The organism is Hyphobacterium vulgare, assembly GCF_042643335.1.
Taxonomy (GTDB): Bacteria; Pseudomonadota; Alphaproteobacteria; order Caulobacterales; family Maricaulaceae; genus Hyphobacterium; species Hyphobacterium vulgare.
Genome location: NZ_JBHRSV010000004.1, coordinates 49,011 through 69,806, shown reverse-complemented (window position 1 = coordinate 69,806; position 20,796 = coordinate 49,011). Strand labels below are relative to the sequence as shown.

At 67.0% G+C, this 20,796-nt stretch carries 22 protein-coding genes; 14 read left to right on the top strand and 8 right to left on the bottom strand.

Going from position 1 to position 20,796, the window contains the following annotated elements:
- Positions 1–95: 95 nt before the first annotated feature.
- On the top strand, positions 96–542 hold the full coding sequence (locus tag ACFOOR_RS05375) for a MerC domain-containing protein (RefSeq protein ID WP_343165410.1): 447 nt from the start codon (positions 96–98) through the stop codon (positions 540–542).
- Here the strand turns inward: ACFOOR_RS05375 and ACFOOR_RS05370 are convergent.
- The 4 genes from ACFOOR_RS05370 to ACFOOR_RS05355 are packed head-to-tail and all read right to left on the bottom strand — an operon-like array spanning position 539 to position 4,347.
- On the bottom strand, positions 539–1,249 hold the full coding sequence (locus ACFOOR_RS05370) for a PepSY domain-containing protein (RefSeq protein ID WP_343165411.1): 711 nt from the start codon (positions 1,247–1,249) through the stop codon (positions 539–541). The genes ACFOOR_RS05375 and ACFOOR_RS05370 overlap by 4 nt on opposite strands.
- Before the next feature lies 1 nt (position 1,250).
- Entirely contained in the window at positions 1,251–1,643 is a 393-nt protein-coding gene (locus ACFOOR_RS05365; protein ID WP_343165412.1) for a copper-binding protein, read from the bottom strand.
- A gap of 23 nt (positions 1,644–1,666) precedes the next feature.
- Entirely contained in the window at positions 1,667–2,992 is a 1,326-nt protein-coding gene (locus ACFOOR_RS05360) for a multicopper oxidase family protein (protein ID WP_343165413.1), read from the bottom strand.
- Positions 2,992–4,347: a TolC family protein gene (locus tag ACFOOR_RS05355; RefSeq protein WP_343165414.1), complete on the bottom strand. Its 1,356-nt coding sequence runs from the start codon at positions 4,345–4,347 to the stop codon at positions 2,992–2,994. The genes ACFOOR_RS05360 and ACFOOR_RS05355 overlap by 1 nt, the downstream gene beginning before the upstream one ends.
- A gap of 43 nt (positions 4,348–4,390) precedes the next feature.
- Between ACFOOR_RS05355 and ACFOOR_RS05350 the strand changes: the two genes are divergently transcribed.
- The gene (locus ACFOOR_RS05350) at positions 4,391–4,669 is read left to right on the top strand and encodes a metal-sensitive transcriptional regulator (RefSeq protein WP_343165415.1); all 279 of its coding nucleotides are present in this window, start codon (positions 4,391–4,393) and stop codon (positions 4,667–4,669) included.
- A gap of 1 nt (position 4,670) precedes the next feature.
- Here the strand turns inward: ACFOOR_RS05350 and ACFOOR_RS05345 are convergent, their stop codons facing one another.
- Positions 4,671–4,925, bottom strand: coding sequence for a hypothetical protein (locus ACFOOR_RS05345; protein ID WP_343165416.1), 255 nt, complete (start codon positions 4,923–4,925; stop codon positions 4,671–4,673).
- A gap of 288 nt (positions 4,926–5,213) precedes the next feature.
- On the opposite strand from ACFOOR_RS05345, the gene rpmI reads away from it, so the two are divergent.
- The 7 genes from rpmI to ACFOOR_RS05310 all read left to right on the top strand — a co-directional run bounded on the left by rpmI (position 5,214) and on the right by ACFOOR_RS05310 (position 10,955).
- A complete protein-coding gene (gene rpmI / locus ACFOOR_RS05340) occupies positions 5,214–5,417 on the top strand; it encodes a 50S ribosomal protein L35 (RefSeq protein ID WP_039712475.1) in 204 nt (67 codons plus the stop codon).
- Positions 5,418–5,452: 35 nt separating this feature from the next.
- Positions 5,453–5,809 (top strand): 50S ribosomal protein L20, encoded by a 357-nt coding sequence (gene rplT / locus ACFOOR_RS05335; RefSeq protein WP_343165417.1) that lies wholly within the window; start codon positions 5,453–5,455, stop codon positions 5,807–5,809.
- A gap of 13 nt (positions 5,810–5,822) precedes the next feature.
- The gene (locus ACFOOR_RS05330; RefSeq protein WP_343165418.1) at positions 5,823–6,014 is read left to right on the top strand and encodes a DUF1272 domain-containing protein; all 192 of its coding nucleotides are present in this window, start codon (positions 5,823–5,825) and stop codon (positions 6,012–6,014) included.
- A gap of 65 nt (positions 6,015–6,079) precedes the next feature.
- Positions 6,080–7,162 (top strand): phenylalanine--tRNA ligase subunit alpha, encoded by a 1,083-nt coding sequence (gene pheS, locus ACFOOR_RS05325; protein WP_343165419.1) that lies wholly within the window; start codon positions 6,080–6,082, stop codon positions 7,160–7,162.
- A 136-nt stretch (positions 7,163–7,298) separates the two neighbouring features.
- A complete protein-coding gene (locus ACFOOR_RS05320; protein ID WP_343165420.1) occupies positions 7,299–7,943 on the top strand; it encodes a hypothetical protein in 645 nt (214 codons plus the stop codon).
- 4 nt (positions 7,944–7,947) lie between these two features.
- The gene (gene pheT, locus ACFOOR_RS05315) at positions 7,948–10,344 is read left to right on the top strand and encodes a phenylalanine--tRNA ligase subunit beta (RefSeq protein WP_343165421.1); all 2,397 of its coding nucleotides are present in this window, start codon (positions 7,948–7,950) and stop codon (positions 10,342–10,344) included.
- Positions 10,344–10,955 (top strand): nucleotidyltransferase family protein, encoded by a 612-nt coding sequence (locus ACFOOR_RS05310; RefSeq protein WP_343165422.1) that lies wholly within the window; start codon positions 10,344–10,346, stop codon positions 10,953–10,955. Before pheT ends, ACFOOR_RS05310 begins: the two co-directional genes overlap by 1 nt.
- On the opposite strand, the gene ACFOOR_RS05305 is transcribed toward ACFOOR_RS05310, so the two are convergent.
- Complete coding sequence (locus tag ACFOOR_RS05305) at positions 10,952–11,545, bottom strand: DUF1134 domain-containing protein (protein WP_343165423.1); 594 nt, start codon at positions 11,543–11,545, stop codon at positions 10,952–10,954. The two genes, ACFOOR_RS05310 and ACFOOR_RS05305, sit on opposite strands and share 4 nt — an antisense overlap.
- A 141-nt stretch (positions 11,546–11,686) precedes the next feature.
- Here ACFOOR_RS05305 and lepA point away from each other — a divergent pair, with 141 nt between their 5' ends.
- The 5 genes from lepA to ACFOOR_RS05280 all read left to right on the top strand — a co-directional run bounded on the left by lepA (position 11,687) and on the right by ACFOOR_RS05280 (position 19,223).
- Positions 11,687–13,495 carry a translation elongation factor 4 gene (gene lepA, locus ACFOOR_RS05300; protein ID WP_343165424.1) on the top strand — a complete coding sequence of 603 codons (1,809 nt, stop codon included), beginning with the start codon at positions 11,687–11,689 and terminating at the stop codon, positions 13,493–13,495.
- 154 nt (positions 13,496–13,649) lie between these two features.
- Positions 13,650–14,105, top strand: a complete 456-nt coding sequence (locus ACFOOR_RS05295) for a hypothetical protein (RefSeq protein ID WP_343165425.1) — start codon at positions 13,650–13,652, stop codon at positions 14,103–14,105.
- Positions 14,102–17,509, top strand: a complete 3,408-nt coding sequence (locus ACFOOR_RS05290; RefSeq protein WP_343165426.1) for a hypothetical protein — start codon at positions 14,102–14,104, stop codon at positions 17,507–17,509. Before ACFOOR_RS05295 ends, ACFOOR_RS05290 begins: the two co-directional genes overlap by 4 nt.
- A gap of 36 nt (positions 17,510–17,545) precedes the next feature.
- Positions 17,546–18,085, top strand: a complete 540-nt coding sequence (locus tag ACFOOR_RS05285; RefSeq protein ID WP_343165427.1) for a peroxiredoxin — start codon at positions 17,546–17,548, stop codon at positions 18,083–18,085.
- A 73-nt stretch (positions 18,086–18,158) separates the two neighbouring features.
- Complete coding sequence (locus ACFOOR_RS05280; protein ID WP_343165428.1) at positions 18,159–19,223, top strand: hypothetical protein; 1,065 nt, start codon at positions 18,159–18,161, stop codon at positions 19,221–19,223.
- Between the two features lie 109 nt (positions 19,224–19,332).
- On the opposite strand, the gene ACFOOR_RS05275 is transcribed toward ACFOOR_RS05280, so the two are convergent.
- Together ACFOOR_RS05275 and ACFOOR_RS05270 are read right to left on the bottom strand one after the other, a co-directional pair.
- Positions 19,333–19,995, bottom strand: a complete 663-nt coding sequence (locus ACFOOR_RS05275; protein ID WP_343165429.1) for a Fe2+-dependent dioxygenase — start codon at positions 19,993–19,995, stop codon at positions 19,333–19,335.
- Positions 19,996–20,059: 64 nt separating this feature from the next.
- Positions 20,060–20,737, bottom strand: a complete 678-nt coding sequence (locus tag ACFOOR_RS05270) for a 2OG-Fe(II) oxygenase (protein ID WP_343165430.1) — start codon at positions 20,735–20,737, stop codon at positions 20,060–20,062.
- Positions 20,738–20,796: the final 59 nt, after the last annotated feature.

The window sequence follows — 20,796 nt, the reverse complement described above, 5'->3', positions numbered from 1 at the left end:
CTTGCTTTGTGCAGTGCAAAAAGCGCCCTCCATCTTCCGCCCGCGACGGGGTTACATTATATCGTGATCCACATTCGCTTACGAACGGACGGCCCGTGACCCGTAAACTCAAACAATCCGCGCTCGACTTTTCCGGGATCGGTGTCTCGATCCTGTGCCTGGCGCATTGTCTGATCCTGCCGGTGCTGGCCGTCGCGGCGCCGGCACTTTTGCCCCACGCCATTGCCGGCTTCTTCAACGATGAGGCGGTGCACCTGCTGCTCTTCATCGTCGCCGCCCCGATCGCGATTGCCGGCCTGTTCTGGGGGGCATCGATATCCGGCGCCCACTGGCCAACCATCGCCGCGGCTGGCGTCGGCCTTGCCCTGATGCTGGTCGGGGCAACCCATATGGTCTCGACACAGGTCGAGATCATCGTGACGGTTCTGGGCGTGACGCTGCTGGCCGGTGCGCACTTCTTTAACTGGCGGCGCAAGGCCGGGCACTGGCCGGATGACAATCCCCGCGGCGAACCGGGCGTCGAGGACGATATCCGCAGCTAGGACGGCGTCCTGCGGCCGATTCCGAACAGGCGCGCAATCCACGGAAACAGCAGGTAGAACCCGGCCAGCGAGGAAATCAGCGCCAGCACGCTCGCGATGATCAGGAGCGGATGGTTGAAATCCTCCCGGTCGCCGAAATTCATGATGTGCAGCGCCCAGAAGGTGTCGAATACCCGCCAGGAATCGTTGCGCCGCGCCGTGACGCTTCCGCTCTCGGTCGAGACGTAGAGCCGCGTGTGCTCCCCGTCTTCGAACTCGACCCGCCAGGCCGGTCCTTCGCGCCGGTATTCCCATGTCGGCTCGGGAAAGAAACGCACCTCGGCGATCACGTCATCACCGGCATAGTCGGCCCGGGCAATCCGCCGGGCCTCGTCCTCGGTCACCGGCGGCAGGCGCTCGCCGCTACGGGCATCGACGCGGACCGGACCCGTTGGGGTCGTAAACACGTAAACGGTCCGTCCGAGATAGTCGCGCAGTTCAGCACGAAGTGGCACTACACCGGCGCGCTCGGCGACCTCCATCGGGGCGAGCACGCCGTCGAGATCAAGCGCGCCGGCCGTTTGCGGCGCGATATTGTGGTCGCCGTGAACGCGCTCGATCGGGATCGCGCTCATTACCAGGCCACCGAGCACCCAGAGCACGATTTGCAGGCCGACGGCGAGCGCGACCCATTTGTGAATCCGGATGGCCCAGCGTTTGATTACCATCCTAGTGGTGGCCCTCGCCGTGATGGGCCTCACCCTCGGGCACATCTCCGTGATGCATGCCACCATGGTGGTCTGTCCCGCCTTCCGGCGCGGCGGCGATCACGGTCAGGCCGTTCTCGCCATTCACGGCGGTGATGGTCAGCGCAGCGCCCGGTTCGAACAACGCCATGTCGACGTCCTCGGCGATGTGGAATTCCATCACCATGGCCGGCATGCCGATCTCGGTCAGCGCCTCGTGACGCAAGAGGGCGGTGCGCGCCTCGGCATCGGCGGAACGCACGTCCGCGACGGCGGTCGAGGTCACCATCTCCGCGGTTTCCGCGTGATGGTGGTCTTCGCTGTCATGGCCGTGATCGGTGGTGGCGAGCGCCAGCGCCAGAAAAAGGGAAAGCATGGAATGTCCTTTCGCGAGAGAAGCTAGACGTCAATGCCGTCTCGGCGCAATTCGTCCGTGCGGGCGGCTCGCGCCATCGTGCCCTCGGGCGGGTCATACCAGCCCGGATCGGACCCGTCGGCGGGCAGCTGGTCGCGGACTTTGAGGATGGTGAACATCCCGCCCATCGTGATGTAGTCGTGCGGACCTTCCGCCCCCACCATGGGCAGGGAATTGTCCGGCACGTCCATGTGGCCCATGCCGATATGGCGGCCCATCTCGCCCATGCCGTCCTGACCCATCGTCATATAGGTCGGCAGGACCTGGCCCACGGCGCGGTCGATCCGGCGGGCATTGACGCCGGTCAGGTTCGGCAGGCCGTGACCCATCTGGTTCATCACATGGTGCGTCATGTGGCAGTGCATGGCCCAGTCGCCCGCATTGTCGGCGACGAACTCCACCGTGCGGGTCGAACCCGTCGGGACCAGCACCGTCGTGTCTGGATGCTGGGCACTCGCCGGGATTTCCCCGCCATCGGTCTCGGTGATGCGGAAGGCATAGCCGTGCAGGTGAATCGGGTGATGATCCATCGCCGACAGGTTTCCGAAGCGGATCCGCACGCGCTCGCCGCGCCGCACCAGCAGCGGTTCGGTCCCGGGATAGCAGCGCGCATTCATCGTCAGGATGTTGAAGTCCGACATCGCGTTCGGATCGGGCCGGCTGGCCCCGGCGGGCAGATACCATTCCGACAGCAGGATCGCGAAATCGCGGTCGGGCTGCGGGCCGCGGCGCCGGCGCGGATGTACCACCAGCATCCCCATCAGGCCAAGCGCCATCTGGGTCATCTCGTCATGGTGCGAGTGGTACATGAAGGTGCCGTGCTGCACCAAAGTCCACTCATAGACGAAGGTCTCGCCGGGATGGATCGAGCGCTGGCTCAGCCCGCCGACCCCGTCCATGCCCGACGGCAGGATCACACCGTGCCAGTGCACCGTTGTCGGTGCGGGCAGGCGGTTGGTCACATAGACGCGGACCCGGTCGCCCTCGACCGCTTCGATCGTCGGGCCATGCACGCGCCCGTTATAGCCCCAGCAGGTCGCGTTGAGGCCGGGCGCGAATTCGTGCTCGACCTCTTCGGCGATCAGATGGAACACCTTCACCCCGTCGACGATCCGGAAGGGCAGCGTCGCGCCATTCGGTGTCACGACCGGGCGATAGCCGCGCCCGGGCGGCTGCGCCGGTCCGGCCGGGATGGTCGCGGAATGCGCGGGCCAGGCCTGAGTCTGGGCGTTTGCCTGACCGCTGATCAGGCCGGCGGCGGCAAGCCCGGTGGCGCCGCCCAGCAGCGCATTACGCCTGGACAGTTTCATCAATGATCCTCCCCGGCGTTTGCGGCGGCTCCGGCACGCGGCGCGCTGATTTCGACGCCAGACGGGCTGCCGCCCTGCATCATCGCCGTAAAACCGATCCGCGCCCGGTGATAGCGCGCCATGGCGTCGACATAGGCCCGGCCGGCCGACGCCTGCGCATTGAAGGCGTCGAGCAGGGCGTAAACCCCGGTCTGCATCGCATTGTACTGGCGCATCGTCTCGTCGAGCGATCGGGTCGAGGCCGGCAGGAGTTCTTCCCGGATGAATCGCGCGCGTTCGCTCGCCCATTCCATCTCCGCGACCTGCGCGGTGATCGCCGCGCGGATTTCGGCTTCCAGTGCCGTGTACCGGTCGGCGGCTTGCTGCGCCCGGATCTGCGCTGCGGCACGTTGCGGGTGGCCCAGACCGAACAGCGGCAGGTCGAGATGCGCGGAAATACCGGTCTCGGTCTCGCCGTCCTCGATATCGAAAGCCGGCCCGATCTCGAGTCCGCCGAGAAAACTGTCGAGCGTCTCGTATCCGGCGGCGCGGGCCGCGCGTTCGGCCTCGGCGCGTGCGGCGGCCAAGGGCAGACTCGCGTTCAGCGCCTGTTCGGCGGCGTCTTCAGGGACGTTCACCGCAACCGGATCCGGCAGGCGGGCGGGAAGTTCGGCCTCGCCGGCGATCACCACGCCGAGATCGAGCCCGGCCAGCATCGCGGCCTGACGCGCGTCATCCGCATCGGCGCGGGCGGCCAGCGTCATCAATTGCTGGCGGGCGAGGGCGGCCGTCGGCGCATTGCCGGCGGCGTCGATTTCCTCGGCGACGACCAGCGCCGCTTCGGCCGATTGCAGGATGCGGGTCTGGAGTGCCGCGCGCTCGTTCGCGGCCACCGCAACGACCCAGGCACGCCGGGCGTCGGCGGCGAAGTCGATCGCGTCGAGCACGGCCCGGGCCTGCGCGCCGTCATAGGCGGCCCGCGCGGCCGCCCGGCGCATCGGATAGCCGAGGAGGGCCGCCGCCGGAGCGCGGACATCCATGTCCAGCACGGCGCCGGCGCCTTCGGGATTGAACCAGGTCAGCTCCACCACGGGATTGGGCGGCAGGACAGCCACTGCCCAGTCGGCGCGGGCGAGCCCCGCTTCGGCCAGCTGCGCGCGAAGCGCCGGATTGCGCGCGATCGCCAGTGCAGCCGCGCCGTCTTCGCTCAGCGTTTCGCCGGCTTGCGGCAGCGGCACATCGTACGGCGCGACCGGATCGGTGTGGTCGGCGGCGGCCGACAGCGCGCGCTCGCGCTCGGCCACGCCATCCACACTGACGCAACCGGCCAGCGCGGCGGCCGAAACACTGAGGGCGATCAGGACGCGAAATGACATGCCTGGCTTGCTAACATACCCCCTAGGGGTATACAAGCGAGCCATGACGCACGGCATTCCGAGACAGAAAACCATCCAGCGGCTGAAGCGGATCGAGGGCCAGGTTCGCGGCCTCGTGACGATGTTGGAAGAGAACCGCTATTGCATCGACGTGCTGACCCAGATCAGCGCGGTGAAGGCCGCCTTGTCCGGCGTTGAGCGTGAGGTGCTCAAGGATCATGCCGGGCATTGCGTTGCCGGCGCGATCGCCAGCGGCGACCCGGACGAGCAGCGCGCCAAATTCGACGAACTGGTCGATCTCGTCCTGCGCCGCCCGGTCTAGATCAGTCGACCAGTCCGCCGGCCATTGCCATGATGGCGATCAGCGTGACCGGGGCCAGCGCCATCGCGATCCACACCAGCACCCAGGGGCTGACGGTCAGGCAGAGCAGGGCGACAAGAAGCACCGCATTGATGGTGGCGAGACGCAGCCCGTCCCCGGGTTTGCGGGCGATCTCGCCCATCATCCAGCCGATCAGCGGGATCCGGAAAGCAAGCGGGCGGGGGGCGGGAACCGCCAGGGCAATGGCGCGGGACATGGATGTATATACTCCAACAGGCCGGACTCCCGTCCGGCGTCACCAACTCCCTCATCATTCCCCGGCGCGGAGATGGACGAGGGGCGCGCGGTGCTCAACCTGCGACATCAGAGGCAGAGTGTCGCAGCCCCGCCTGAATGATCGGGACTCCCTTGCCCGCTTGCCTTGCGCGGGTGTTGCGGGTATGACGCCCGCTCTTTGACGACCAGCACCCGCGCCAGGCCATTTCGACATGCCTGCCGGGTCTTAAAACGAACAAGGCGGCTCGCCGCCGGAAAAGGAGCGGAAATGTCGAAGCTGAAGACCAAGAGCGGCGCGAAGAAGCGCTTCAAGCTCACCGCCACGGGCAAGGTGAAGGCTGGCCAGGCCGGCAAGCGCCACGGCATGATCAAGCGGACTCCGAAACAGATCCGCCAGAATCGCGGCACCGAGACTCTCTCGGCGCCCGACGCGAAGATCGTGAAGAAGAACTACATCCCGTACGGCCTTTAAGGCCCGGCGACTGAGAACATAGAAGCGAGACTCTCATGGCACGCGTCAAACGGGGCATCGTTGCCCGCCGCAAGCACAACAAGGTCATCTCCCAGGCGAAGGGCTATTACGGCCGCCGGAAGAATGTCTACCGCGTCGCAGTCCAGGCCGTCGAAAAGGCCGGACAGTACGCCTATCGCGACCGCCGCACCAAGAAGCGCAACTTCCGCAGCCTGTGGATCCAGCGCATCAATGCCGGCGTCCGCGCGCACGGACTGACCTATTCCCGATTTATTGACGGCCTCGCGAAGGCCGGGATCGACCTCGACCGCAAGGTCCTGTCCGATCTGGCGATTCGGGAACCCGAGGCCTTCAAAGCCCTGGTCGACCAGGCGCAGGCCGCGCTGAAATAGGCCATCCCTCGCGATGGCTCTGGACATGAAACCCGCCTGCGAAACCTGCGGGCGGGTTCTGTCCCCCTCCGGCGAAGCCTTCATTTGCAGCTATGAATGCACCTTCTGCGGTCCCTGCACCGAGGAGACGCATCGAAACGCCTGCCCGAATTGCGGCGGCGAGCTGACACGGCGGCCCACTCGCATCCCCGCGCGCCCGTCCTGACGGCTTGCCTTCCCGCACCGGGCCGGTAAACCCGGTTCCGCGAACGCGGCCGAAGGGAAGAGACGATGAGCGGGACGGACGACATCAAGGCGCTCGAAGCCGAACTGACCGGTCAGGTGGAGGCCGCCACCGACGAAGCCGCGCTTGAAGCCTTGCGCGTCGAAGCGCTCGGCAAGAAGGGTAGGATCTCCCTGATGATGCGCGCTCTGGGCCAGATGAGCCCGGAAGAGCGCCAGGTGATGGGCCCGGCCCTCAACGGGCTGAAGGACCGCGTCGGCGACGCGATTGCCGCGCGCAAGGCCGAGCTTGAGGCCGCCGCGCTGAACGCCCGCCTCGCTACCGAACGCGCCGACATCACCCTGCCGGTCCGGCCCGAGCCGAAGGGCGCGCTCCACCCCGTCACCCAGGTGATGGAGGAGCTGGCGGTGATCTTCTCCGACATGGGGTTCGACGTTGCCGAAGGCCCGGACGTGGAAGACGACTTCCACAATTTCACCGCGCTGAACTTCCCCGAAGGCCACCCGGCGCGCGACACCCACGACACCTTCTTCTTCAAGCCGCGCCCCGACGGTCAACGCATGCTGTTGCGCACCCACACCTCGCCGGTGCAGATCCGCACCATGATGACGCGCAAGCCGCCGATCCGCATCATCGTGCCGGGCCGCGTCTATCGCTGCGACTGGGACCAGACCCACACGCCGATGTTCCACCAGGTCGAGGGTCTCGTGATCGACAAGGGCGCCCATATGGGCCACCTGAAAGGCGTGCTGATGGATTTCATCGGCGCCTTCTTCGAGACCGATGAGGTCGAGGCGCGCTTCCGCCCGCACCACTTCCCCTTCACCGAGCCATCCGCCGAGATGGACGTGAAGTATGAACGCGTCGGCGACGCGGTGAAGGTCGGTTCCGGCGACAAGTGGATGGAAATCCTCGGCTGCGGCATGGTGCATCCGAATGTCATCCGCGCCTGCGGCCTCGATCCGGACGAGTATCAGGGCTTCGCCTGGGGCATGGGCGTCGACCGCCTCGCCATGCTGAAATACGGCGCGCCGGACCTGCGCGACTTCTTCGCCAACGATGTGCGCTGGCTGTCGCATTACGGCTTCTCGCCGCTCCTGCAGGCCAACCTCGCGACGGGTCTCAGCTGATGTGTCTTGCTGCCAATGATTTCTCCCCCCGCCTGCGGGGGGAGTGGTCCGAAGGACCGAGGGGGGGATATCCCCCCTCCGTCAGCTGCGCTGACACCTCCCCCGTGAACGGGGGAGGAAAGAAGGAGAGCGCCTGATGTGGACATGGATCAAAACCAATCATCAGGCGCTGACCGCGGTCGGCGCGATGGTGGTCGGCCTCGCCGCGCTTTTCGTGGCGTGGGACCAGGCGCGCGTGATGCGCGCCCAGCAGCATGCGGCGGTCGTGCCCGCGCTGCAGGTCGACGGATTCCAGTCCACGACCCCGAATTCCTATGCGATCGGCCTGCGCGTCCAGAACACTGGCGTCGGCCCGGCCATGATCCAGTCGGTGACGCTGACCCAGAACGGTGAGGTCCGCGCGACGCCCGAAGCCTTCCTGGCGAGCCTGCCGGAGGGTTATGACATCTCGTGGACGCAGCTGACCGGACGCGCCATGGCGGCAGGCGAAACCGCGACGCCGATCTCGATCGCCTGGCCGCGCGAGTCCATGACGCTCGACCAGCTTTATACCGCCGTTTCCGCCTGGGACGGCTGGGAGATCCAGATCTGCTACTGCTCGGTCTTCGACCGCTGCTGGCAGACCTCCCCGGTCGGCGGGGCCCGCGCCCGCCGGGTCAGTCACTGCCCGGTGTCCGACGACGACCCCTTCACCGATCTCGGCGCGCTGCAACCCGTCCCCGCCCCCGAACCCGACACCGAATCCGAACCGGTCGAGACGCCGGTAGAGAGCCAAGGCTAGACCGATGAAATTCACCCTCTCCTGGCTGAAAGAGCATCTCGAGACCTCCGCCACCCTGGCCGAGATCGAGCACGCCATGACCATGGCCGGTCTCGAGATCGAGGGCATCGAGGACCCGGCGGCAGACCTCTCGGCCTTTACCGTCGCGCATGTGAAGGAGGCGGTGCCGCATCCCGACGCCGACCGCCTGCGCGTCTGCACGGTCGACACGGTCGACGGCGAGAAGACCATCGTCTGCGGCGCGCCGAACGCCCGCGCCGGCATGACCGCGATCTACGCCCCGCTCGGCACCTATATTCCGGGTGCGGATTTCTCGCTCGACACCAAGCCGCGCAAGATCCGCGGCGTGGAATCCCACGGCATGCTGTGCTCCTCCGCCGAGCTTGGCTCCGGCGAGGACAGCGACGGCATCATCGACCTTCAGGGCGAGTGGAAAGTCGGCACGCCTGCGGCCAGGGCGCTGGGGATGGACGACCCGGTCATCGATTTCGAGGTCACGCCGAACCGCCCCGACTGGCTCGGCGTCGACGGCATTGCCCGCGATCTCGCCGCCGCCGGCATGGGTCATGTCATCACCAGGATGGCCAGGCCCGTCGACGGCAAGTTTGACTGTCCGGTGAAGATCGAGCTCGACTGGCCGGAAGCCTGCCCGGTCTTCGCCGGCCGGCTGATCCGCGGCGTAAGGAACGGCCCGTCCCCGGCCTGGCTGCAGAAGCGGCTGAAGGCCATCGGCCTGCGCCCGATCAATGCGCTCGCCGACATTACCAACCTCGTCTCCTACGATCGCTGCCGCCCGCTCCACGTCTATGACGCGGCGAAGCTGAACGGAACGATCCGTGCACGGAAGGGCCGGGGCGAGGCCGATCGCTTCGAGGCGCTCGACGGCAAATTCTACGTCCCGACGGACGCGATGTGTGTCATTGCCGACGACGCGAACTGCCTCGGCTTCGGCGGCGTGATGGGCGGCGAGGAATCCGGCGTGTCGGAAACGACGACGGACGTCTTCCTCGAATGCGCCTGGTTCGACCCGGCGCTGACCCGCGCCACGGGCCGCGCCACCGGCATCGAGAGTGACGCGAAACACCGCTTCGAACGCGGTGTGGACACGCACTCGGTTCGTCCGGGCATCGAATGGGCGACGCGCCTCATCCTCGACATCTGCGGCGGCGAACCCTCGCATGTCGTGGTCGCGGGCGAGGAGCCTGCGCCCCCCAAAGCCATCGAATTCGACACGCGTCAGGTGAAACGCCTGACCGGGCTTGACCTCGAAACCACGGAGATCGTCCGTATTCTCGACACGCTCGGCTTTACCGCTGCCGGTTCGGGCCATTCCCTGACCGTCGAGGTGCCGACCTGGCGGCGAGACTGCACCCAGCCTGCTGATCTGGTCGAGGAAATCGCCCGCATCCACGGCTTCGACAATATCGTCCCGGTTTCTCTGCCCCGCCTGCCTGGCCGCCGCGAACCGACCGCGACGGTCGGTCAGAACCGCGCCCGCCTTGTGCGCCGGGCGCTCGCTCTGCGCGGCTACCGGGAGGCGGTGACCTGGTCCTTCTGCGAGACGAAGGAGGCCGCGGCCTTCGGCGGTCATGGCGACGGGCTGGCGCTGGAAAACCCGATCTCGTCCGAGCTTGACGTGATGCGCCCTTCCGCGCTGGTCCACCTCCTCAAAGCCATTCAGGCCAATGCCGACAAGGGGCTGGACGATCCGCGCCTGTTCGAGGTCGGCCCGATCTGGCTCGACGACACGCCGAAGGGCCAGAAAACCGTCGCCGCCGGTGTCCGCTTCGTCGAGGCAGGCCGCCACTGGGCCGGCACGCGCGAAGCCGACCTGTTCGACGCCAAGGCCGATGCGCTCGCCGCACTCGACGCCGCCGGCGCGCCGGTCGACTCGCTGCAGGCTGCGCAGGAAGCCCGCGCCTGGTGGCATCCGGGCCGGTCCGGCGTGCTGCGCCTGGGGCCGAAGAATGTTCTCGCCGAATTCGGCGAACTCCATCCCGGCACGCTGAAGGCACTCGGCATCGATGGACGTGTCATCGGCTTCGAGGTCGTGCTCGACGCCATTCCGCAGCCGAAGAAGCAGACGCTCAAGGCGCGTGCTCCGCTGCAGCGATCCGAACAGATGCCGGTGCGCCGCGACTTCGCCTTCCTGATGGACGACGGCGTCGCCGCGCAGGACGTGATCCGCGCCGCGAAGGGGGCCGACAAGGCGCTCGTCACCGACGTGCAGGTCTTCGACCTCTATCGCGGCAAGGGCGTGCCCGAGGGCAAGGTCTCGATGGCGCTGGAAGTCACGCTTCAACCCGCCGACAGGACGCTCACCGACAAGGAGATCGAGGCGGTCGCCGCCGCCATCGTCGCATCGGTCGAGAAGGCGACCGGCGGAACGTTGCGCGGCTGATGACGGCGCCGGATCCGAAACGGCTCTCCGGCGCGGACTTCGGGGCGCAGCGCGCTTTTCTGGTCGAGGCGGTGCTGGCCGAGCCCGGCGCGCGGGCCGTGCTGTCGCGCGCCGCGGCGATGGGCCTGCCCGACTGGGCGCTGATGGCCGGCGCGATCTACAAACCGGTGTGGAACGCGCTGACCGGGCGCGATCCGGCCTTCGGAATCAATGACTATGACCTCGCCTATTGCGACCCGGATGACCTCAGCTGGGAAGGCGAGGATGTCTGGATCAAGCGCGGCGCCACGGTCTTTGCCGGTTTCCCGCGCGAGGTGGAAATCCGCAATCAGGCGCGCGTGCCGATCTGGTTTTCGAAGAAGTTCGGCGTCGAGCGCGCTCCGATCCGCACGACCGAAGAAGCGGTCTCGCAATTCGCCTCGAAATCGCACGCCATCGCCCTGCGCCTCGACGCCGGCGGCCAGCCCGAACTGATCGCGCCCTACGGGCTCGCGGAATTGTTCTCCGGCACGATCCGGCCGCTGCCCGGCATCGCCGACCCGGCGGGCTGGAACCGCAAATGCGCGGAAAACCGGGCGAACTGGCCGGAAATCGTCTTCGAGAACGCCTAGAAGGGCAGCCAGTTGCGCTGACGCGAATAGGCCAGATAGCCGACATTCGCCCCGGCGCGCAGCCCGACCCCTGAGCGGATCGGCGCGAGGGTGATGTTGTCGGCGCGCTGGTAGTTCACGCCCAGGCCGGCGACGAGATAGGCCGTGCCTTCCACGCCCGGGAAGCGCTGGTAGATCCGTTCGGGATCATTGAGATTGTAGACCAGGGTGAAGACGCGGCTGGCATTGCCGCCGGTGTCGAGACCGATCGAGGGGCCCTGCCAGTAGACCTTCTGGCGCTCGCCATTGCGCAGCGTCAGCCAGCCCTCGCCATAGCGCAGACCCACGCCCACCGCGCCGGACACTTCCTCGCCGGCGATATAGCCGACCGGGCGTCCGAGATCGGAGAAGACCCGCTCGACCACTGCCGCAGCCGCCTCGGCGGTGACGCCGAAGAAGTCCGACATCGCCTCGACGATCTCGTCCTCGGAATAGGCTTCGACCGGTTCGGAATACTGGCTGGGCTGGCCATAGTCGGTTTCCTGCGCCGTGGCGCAGGCCGTGATCGCCATGACGGCGAACGGGGCGGCGAGAAGGGCAAGAAGACGCATGGCTGAACTCCTGTCCGAATGCGGCGTCGAAATCATAGCCTTATTCGCGATTGAGGCGACAGCGCGGCGCGCAATCGCGACTTGTGTCAGGTCCTGACGTGCCGCTTGGCGGGATGCCCCCGCTCTGCTACCTCCCGCGCCATGACAACGAACCCCGCGCATATCCGCAATTTCTCCATCGTGGCGCATATCGACCACGGCAAGTCCACGCTCGCCGACCGGCTGATCCAGTTCACCGGCGGCCTGACCGAGCGTGAGATGAAGGAGCAGGTGCTCGACAACATGGATATCGAGCGCGAACGCGGCATCACGATCAAGGCCCAGACCGTGCGGCTGGAATACCCCGCAAAGGATGGCGAGACCTATGTCCTCAACCTGATCGACACGCCGGGCCATGTCGATTTCGCCTATGAGGTGTCGCGCTCGCTCTATGCCTGCGAAGGCGCGCTTCTCGTCGTCGACGCGGCGCAGGGTGTCGAGGCGCAGACCCTGGCCAATGTCTATCAGGCGATCGACGCCGATCTCGACATCGTGCCGGTGCTCAACAAGATCGACCTGCCTGCTGCCGAACCCGAACGCGTCTGCCAGCAGATCGAGGACGTGATCGGCATTGACGCCTCCGAAGCCCTGCGGATTTCCGCCAAGACCGGCGTCGGCATCCCCGACGTGCTCGAAGCGATCGTCACGCGCCTGCCCGCGCCGAAGCCCGGCGATCCGGAAGCACCGCTGAAGGCGCTCCTCGTCGACAGCTGGTACGACACCTATCTCGGCGTGATCTGCCTCGTGCGGATCATGGAAGGCACGCTCAAAAAGGGGATGAAGGTCCGCCTGATGGGCACCGGCGCGGCCTATCATGTCGATGGGGTTGGTGTCTTCCGCCCGGCCAAACAGGTGGTCGACAGTCTCGGGCCGGGCGAGATCGGCTTCCTCAACGCCTCGATCAAGCAGGTCCGCGATGCCCGGGTCGGCGACACCGTCACCGACGATCGCCGTCCGACGGGCACGCCCCTGCCGGGCTTCAAGCCGGCCGTACCGGTCGTGTTCTGCGGCCTCTTCCCGGTCGACAGCGCCGAATTCGAGGATCTGCGCGACGCGGTCGAGCGCCTTGCCCTCAACGACGCCAGCTTCTCCTTCGAGATGGAGACCTCTGCCGCGCTCGGCTTCGGCTTCCGTTGCGGCTTCCTCGGCCTGCTCCACCTTGAAGTGATCCGCGAACGGCTCGAGCGGGAATACAATGTCGATCTCATCACCACCGCCCCGTCGGTGATCTACAAGATCACGATGACGGACGGCACGGTGATCGACCTGCACAACCCCGCCGACATGCCCGACCCGGTGAAGATCAACACCATCGCCGAACCCTGGATCACCGCGACCATCTTTGTGCCGGACGAATATCTCGGCGGCGTTCTGAAGCTGTGCCAGGACCGGCGCGGCATCCAGCGCGAACTGACCTATGCCGGCTCCCGCGCCATGGTGGTCTACGAACTCCCGCTCAACGAAGTCGTGTTCGACTTCTATGACCGGCTGAAATCCATCACCAAGGGCTATGCCAGCTTCGATTATCAGTGGAAGGACTACCGCGAGGACGACCTCGTGAAGATGTCCGTGCTGGTGAATGACGAGCCGGTCGACGCCCTGTCGATGATCGTCCACCGTTCGCGCGCCGAGGCGCGCGGCCGGGGCATGTGCGAGAAGCTGAAGGATCTGATCCCGCGGCACATGTTCAAGATCCCGATCCAGGCGGCCATTGGCGGCCGGATCATCGCCCGGGAAACCCTCTCCGCGCTCCGCAAGGACGTGACCGCCAAATGCTATGGCGGCGACGCGACCCGCAAGCGCAAGCTGCTCGACAAGCAGAAGGAGGGGAAGAAGAAGATGCGCCAGTTCGGCCGCGTCGACATCCCCCAGGAAGCCTTCATCGCCGCGCTCAAGATGGACGCGGATTAGGGTTCCACATCCCCCCAGCTTAACCCGAAGCGGTCGAGATCGTCGGCCGCCTCCGGTCCCGTGACTTCGGCGATCAGGTCAAAATCGGCTGACCGGATTTTCCTTCACGCGTCCGCGCCGCGGGATTAGGCTCGGCGCGGACGGGGAGGGCAGGATGGGGCGATCCAGCGTTTGGCGGGGCTTCGGCCTGATCGCGGCGGCGGGCCTGCTGGCCGGCTGCGGCGGCCGTGACGAACCAGACCCGGCACCACAGGCCGGAAGCGGGATCGCCGTCGAAGTCACGGACCCCGCGCGCCAGCCTTGCGGCGGCTCCGCCCGGTGTACGCAGATCGCCACGGTGGCGCAGGCCCATGGCGAGCCCGCCATCGGCCTCCATTACGACCCCGGGCGCAATGACGCCGTCGTCCGCTGGAGCGCAACGCTCGCCGGTGTGATCGACTGCGCCGATGGCGGCGGGGTGCTCGGCGAATGCGTCGCCGCCTCCGATGCAGAGGATCAGTGCAAGGCTGAGTTCGACCGCCTGTCCGCGCTCGGCGGCGATGCCGCCGCCTTCGATGCGGTCTTTCTCACGCCCGGCTCACCCTGCCGGCCGGAGGAGGGCGAACCATGAAGCGCGCGCGCATCCAGATCGCCGCGGCCGCTCTCGCCTGGCTGATGGCGGCCGCTTTCGACACCCAGGTCGATTCCGAGGTGGCGTGGCATTCGATCTATCAAACCGGTCCGACCAATTCCGTCGCCGAGCACACGGTCATTTCCGACGACACGTTCGACTATCTCGACCCGTCCGGACAGCTGCGCGCCATCTTCGGCCGCAATGGCGCGGCCAGTCTGGAAATCGTCGATCTCAACGCCAGCTATTTCCGCGAACCGCTTCTGCTGGGCCTCGACCCGGTCGGCGACAATCCCGACACCGAGGCCGAGGAACGCACCCTGCCGCCGCCGGCGATGTTCGCCGGCCTGCCGGACTACAGCTACGCGCTCTATGACTGGATCAACAAGAACCGGACCTGTCCGGCTTTCGACCGGCCGCAATATGCCGACCGCTGCCATGAATTCATGGGTTGGCTGGGCGCGCTGAACTCGGTGCATTTCGGCACCCAGGCGTCCGACATGTATGCCCATCTGCACGAGAATGCGATCGAGCTCGCCCGGCGCGCCCGTGCGATGCGCGAGGCGATGACCGAGGAGGAGCAGGCCGCCTATCTGGAGGAGATCCAGGAGGCCGAGCTTCTGGCACTCGCCTATGAGGGCTATGCCCAGCATTTCCTGCAGGACCGCTGGGCGATCGGGCATATGTGGGAGCGTTGGGATTCGCCCGACACCTCGCAGGAGGATGCCGACCTCGTCGGCCATCTCGCCATCGGCGCGCTGTCGGGCATCATTCACGGCGCCGAGGCCGTGGTGACGCAGATGCCCGCGCTCGAATTCCTCCTGATGCGGGCCGATCCGCTGTCCTCGCCGCTGCCGGGACCGTCCGGAGCCGCCCAGCCGATGATGTACCGCCATGTCCGATCGGGCGGGATGAGCGATCCCATCCCCGGCATTGGCGATGAACGCTATGCCGACGCCATCGCGGGGACGTTCAGCCTGTCGCGTTACGACCCGGCCAGCCGGGACCAGACGCTCAATGTCGCCGTCCAGCTCGCCGGCCTCAGGCGCTGCGCCGGAGCAGGCTGGACCGAAGTGATCCGCGAACTCGGCACCGGACCGAATGGCGGATACGGCATCTATGACGCGCCGCTCTCGCCCGCCGCCCCGACCTTCCGGGTCGTGGAAGAGGGCGATTGCTGGAATATGTGGGCGACCAACGAGTCGATGATGACCGGCCTGCTCGGCCCCAATCCGGGACGCGCCGTCGCTCTGCTGGGCGTCGTCGATTTCGTCCTGCCCGAAACTCCCGAGATCGGCAGTTCGGACAACAATGTCGTCGCGGGGGATCGCGGCGAACTCGTCGCCTACGCCACACGGCTCTGGCTTTACGGCCGCAACAACCCCATTGGCACCGAAGTCGCGCAAGGGCAGATGACCAGCCTCACTGGCACGCTCGGCGCGGCGGTCGGCTGGGGCCGGGAATTCGACCCCAACACGCTGTGGGGGTTCGAACATGGCGGGCATTACGACCTGCCGGACTATGTGGTTCCGATCGGCCTGTCCGACGAATCCGACGGGCAGATCGTGCCGCCTCTGGACGGGAACGACATTCGCGGCCGCGACACCGAGACGCTCTACGGCTTCTTCAACGGCGCCTTCTCCGACCATTGGTGCGAGAACCGCGAAATCCTGCGCGAATTGCGCGATGATCCCACCCCGCGCAATCGCGAGCTGTGCGAGCAAATCGCCGGGCGCATCTATCAGGGCACGCACCCGTCCTATCAGGGCGGTCAGTCCCGCGAACGCGAATATGACGGCGCGCCGGTCCGCTCGATCTGTTCGATCCGGAACACGTCAGGCGTGGAATCCGAGTCTGCCGACGACCGGGACAATCCGTACTGGCTCGACCAGGGCTATGTTCCCTATTCCGGCGACACCCAGACGATCGAGCCGGTGAACACGGACAGCGAGGCGGTCGCCAACTGGTGCGCCCGCACGCCGGTTCTGGACCTGTTCGAGATGCCCGAACGCCGCGATGCGAACATCGCCGCACTGGTTGATCGGGACGACAACATGCTCGAAATGGCGGGCCGTGATCTCGGCGAGAGGGAAGGCCTGCTTTTCGCGGTCGATCCGGTGACCGGCCTGATCATCCAGCTCGATTCCATCCTGTCCTGGTCCGACACAAGGATCGAGGCGGACATCTCCGGTGCCGATCTCGAAACCGACCGCGACTACCGGATTATCCTCAGACCGGCGGCCGATCCGGCCTCATTCGACCGGGTCGAAATGCCCGGCCTCTATCATTTCCGGATCGAGGAGACGCCGGAGTTCGAAGTCGTGCGCCTCGATCTCGGCGGCGCGTCGGCTTGCGGAGAGACCGTGCCGGACTTCGAGATCGTGGATATGGGGGCCTTTTTCGAGGCAGGCGGGTCGCCCTCTGCCCTGCCGGAATGGGCCGACCGGTATGCGGAGGATGTGGCTCCGCTGCGCGACTGGCTCGATGCCGAGGCGGCCTGCATGCGCGATCTGCGGACGCGCGGCCTGCCCGTCATGCGCGCGGCTCAGGACAATGTCATATCCTATGTCGTGGCCCGTCAGGGCCGCTACTACACGCTCAGTCCGGTCCGTCCCGCACTGGCGGTTTCGACACTCATCGGGCCGGACAGCGATTATTATTCGACCTATATCACCCAGGTCGAAACCCTGTCGGACTGGCTGGGACGGGCCGAAAACGTCGTCCGCGCCTGGGCGCTCGCCTATTCGGCCGACACGCCCTATCAGCGCAACTCCCTAGACACCCGTGACCTGCTTGCGGCGGCCCGCTCGCCCGAAGCCGCCCTGGCCGCGGGGTTCAGCGAAATCCAGATGCCCGCCGGAGTGTCCGACCCGGCAGAAAGGGCCCGGATTCTCGACATGATGCGCCGGCCGACCGCCTTCATGGTCAATTTCGAGCTCAGCGCGATCGGCAACGATACGCTGGAAGGGTCCCGCAATACGCTGGCGGGCCTGCCGGCCTGGACCCAGGTCCAGCACACGCTGGTCCGGTCGGCCCTGCCGGATCTCGATGCGGCCATCGCCGGACTGCGGGCGCAGACCGCCGCGTCGCTGGACGAATTCCTGTCCGAAGCCGAGCAGGTTTACTGCGATGAACAGCCCGACGGTACCTGCAATGTCCTTGATGCCGCTCCCTATCTCGACACGCGAACCTATGACGCGGTGAGCCATTCCATCGGGGAGATGTTGGGCGGACCGCTCGGTGATATCGGGATTGCGATGCCGGCGCTCAACATCCACACCAATATGGGCGGGTCCGGGCTCGGGGAATTCTTCCGCGTCTGGCCAAGACCGGAGTCGATGCAGGCGGCCGCCCGCTATTCGGTCGCGTCCTCGGGTCCTGCCCTCGAAACCCGCCGCGAGTGAGCTATATCCTGACCCGAAACCAATCCGGAGACACCCATGTTCCGCCAGCTTCTTGCCGCCACCGCCTTCACCGCCGTGATGGCGGCCCCCGCCGCTGCCGAGCTTCAGCCCGGCGAGGCCGCACCCGACTTCACCGTCGAGGGCTTTCAGGCCGGTGAGCCGGCCAGCTTCCACCTGACCGAGGCGCTGGCCGAAGGCCCGGTCGTGCTTTTCTTCTTCCCGGCTGCGTACACCTCGGGCTGCGAAGCGCAGGCGGCGAGCTTTGCCGAATCCATCGCCGAGTTCGAGGCGCTGGGCGCCCGGGTCATCGGGGTGACGGCGGGCAATACCGACCGGCTCGCCGAATTTTCGACCCAGCATTGCGCCTCGGCCTTCCCCGTCTTCGCCGTGGCCGATGGCATGATCGGCGACTACGAAGCCGGCTGGTTGCTGCGTCCGGGTTGGACCAGCCGCACCACCTATGTGATCGGCACCGACCAGACCATCGCCATGACCTATACCGAGATGAGTCCGTATGAGCATGTCGACCGCTCGCTGACGGCGCTGCGCGAAATGCAGGGTGGCACCGACGAATAGGACGCATCGAGCCGGACGCCTGAGGCGGCATCCGCCCCTTATCCTCGCGCCGTAACCCGTTTAAGACGGGAGCATGAACGCGCCGCTCTCCAGCCAGGAAGTCGCGGCCGGCTTCGCCGCCGGTCCGCGCTATTTCCCGCATTCGCTGGACATCGCCGCGCGCCGCGTTCTGATGCTCGACCTGCCGGCCGACACCTATCTCGCCGAGAGCTTTCTCGACGACCGGCTGTTCCAGGCCGGGCCGCGTGGCGGCTGGCTCGGCGAGGATGATTTCCTCGCCATGGCCGGGCAGCTTCCCGCCCCCACCGACGCGCCGGGCTTCATCTTCCATGTCGGCCATTGCGGCTCGACACTGGTTTCCCGCCTGCTGGCGGCGGGCGGCGGGTTCCCGGTCCGCGAGCCGGTCCCGCTGCGCGTGCTGGCCGACGCGCGATGCGAGGCGGGCAAGCCGTGGGATCCGCTTGGCGACGACCGCTTCCGCGCCCTTATCGATGCCTTCGGGCGCAGCTGGGCTCGCCGCCCGGACGGTATGTCCCGCGCCATCGTGAAGGCGACCAGCCTGTCGAGCGGTCTGGCGCCCGACCTGATGGCGGCCGCGCCGGGTTCGAAGGTGCTCGCCCTGCGCATTCCGCTGGCGGCCTGGCTCGCCGCCCTGCTCGCCCCGGAAACCCCGTCCGCCGACCTGATGCGCGGTGCGCGCGTGCGCCTGTCGCGGCTGACCGCCCTGTGCGGCGGCGATCCCGGCGTCCGGCTGCACGCCCTGTCGCCGGGCGAGCTGGCTGCGGTCAGCTGGTTGACCGAAGCGGCAACCCTCGCCGGCCTGCACCGCGCCGAGCCGGACCGCGTGATGGCGCTCGATTTCGAGGATTTCCTGAAGCAGCCGGCCGGCAGGCTGCACGACATGGCCCGTCACTTCGGTCTTGCCCTGTCACGCGAGGACGCGGGGGCCGCGATCGCCTCGCCGGTCATGTCACGCTATTCGAAAGCCCCCGATCAGGGCTTCACGGCGCACGATCGTGCCGCGATGCAGGCTGAAAGCGCCGCGCGCAATGCGGGCGAAATCGCGAAAGGGCTCACCCTCGTGGAGGGATTGGTCGGCCGGTACGAGGGACTGACCGGGGTGTCGGACTGGCTGTGAAATCCTCCCTCTCCCCACGGGGGAGAGGGCCGGGGTGAGGGGTGATTATAAGAAGACCCCTCATCCGGCCTTTCAGGCCACCTTCTCCCCCCAAGGGGAGAAGGACACGCTAGCGCAGCCAGAGCCGTTTCAGATTCTGCTGCACGAATTCCAGCCGGTTGCGGTTCTCCCAGCTCAATTTGTCCGCCTCGTAGGCATAGACCTCGCCCAGTTCGTAGAGGATTTCGCGCAGGAGGCTGTCGGGCAGGCGCGACTGGATGAAGGTGATGGCGACGAGGCGTTCGCCCTTCGTCACCTCCTTAACCTGGTGATAGGTCGTGGACGGATAGACGATCGCGTCGCCCGGCTGGCCCTTGTACATCATCGTCCGGTTGCCGAGCCGCGATTCCAGTTCGCCGCCCTCATAGCTGTCCGGATCGTTCAGGAAGACGGTGCAGGACAGATCGGTGCGGATGCGCTGATTGCCGACGATGATCTCGCCGGCATCGATATGCTCGCCATAGTGCTGGCCGGGACCGTACTTGGTCAGCAGCGGCGGTGCGATCATCTGCGGCAGCGCGAAATCCTCGAATTCGCGGCTGCGGCGGAAGGCCTGGAAGACGATGCTAGACGCCTCGGACGAGTCCGAGGTCGACTGGTCGGCCTGCAGATTCTGCTTCACCGTCGTATGCGGATTGGTCGCCTTGCCATCGACGAAGCGGACCCGCGCGGCGATCTCCTGCAGGCGCTGCACCTCGCCGGGATCGAGCAGTTTCTCGATGGTCAGGAACATGGCCCGCCTCCTCCGTTTCGCCGGTCACGATAGGGCGGAAGGGGCCTGTCAGGAAAGCCGTGTATCAGGCCGCCGGATCGAGCACGCCGCCAACGCCGGGATTGACCCGGAACCAGCCCGCCAGGCTCCAGCGCTCGCGCGCGGCGGGGCGCACTTCGTGGGGGATGCGCTCCGACAGCATCACCACCAGCGTGCCGGGCCGGGGCGCGATCAGCGCAACCGGCTCGCCCATGTCGTCCGGGTTTGTCCACATCGCCAGCTCGCCGCCATCGCCGTCTTCCCAGCGCTCGTTGAGATAGGCGACGACGCTGACCACGCGCGACTTCACACCGCCGGCGAAGGCGTCGAGATGGCGGCGATAGAAGCCGCCTTGCGGGTAGTGCGCGAAATGGCTTTCGAACTCGAACAGGCCCAGGAAGAGCTCCCGGTTCAGTGTCTGGCGCAGCGCCTCGGCCCCGTCCAGCAGGCGCCGCTCGGCGGCGTCCTGACCGTCGAGCCAGGCGATCTCCGCCCGGCGGATGCGCGGCGCCCCGGTCAGCCTGTCGCCGCGTCCGACCCGTCCCGCGTCGAACGCGTCGCGGGCATGGAGCGTCTGCGCCCGGGCCCGCAGCGCGGCCACAAGTTCGGCGTCCAGCGCGTGCTCGGCCGCCGCCCAGCCGCGCTCGGCCAGCCCCTCGACGAGCGCGGCTTCGAGATTGGCCCCGAACAGCGGGCGGGGCAGAATTTCGGCGGGCGCAGGCATTGTCAGGGGCATCCGGGCAGGGGTGCGCGCCTTTACGCCCGGATCGCCGGGGGTGCAAT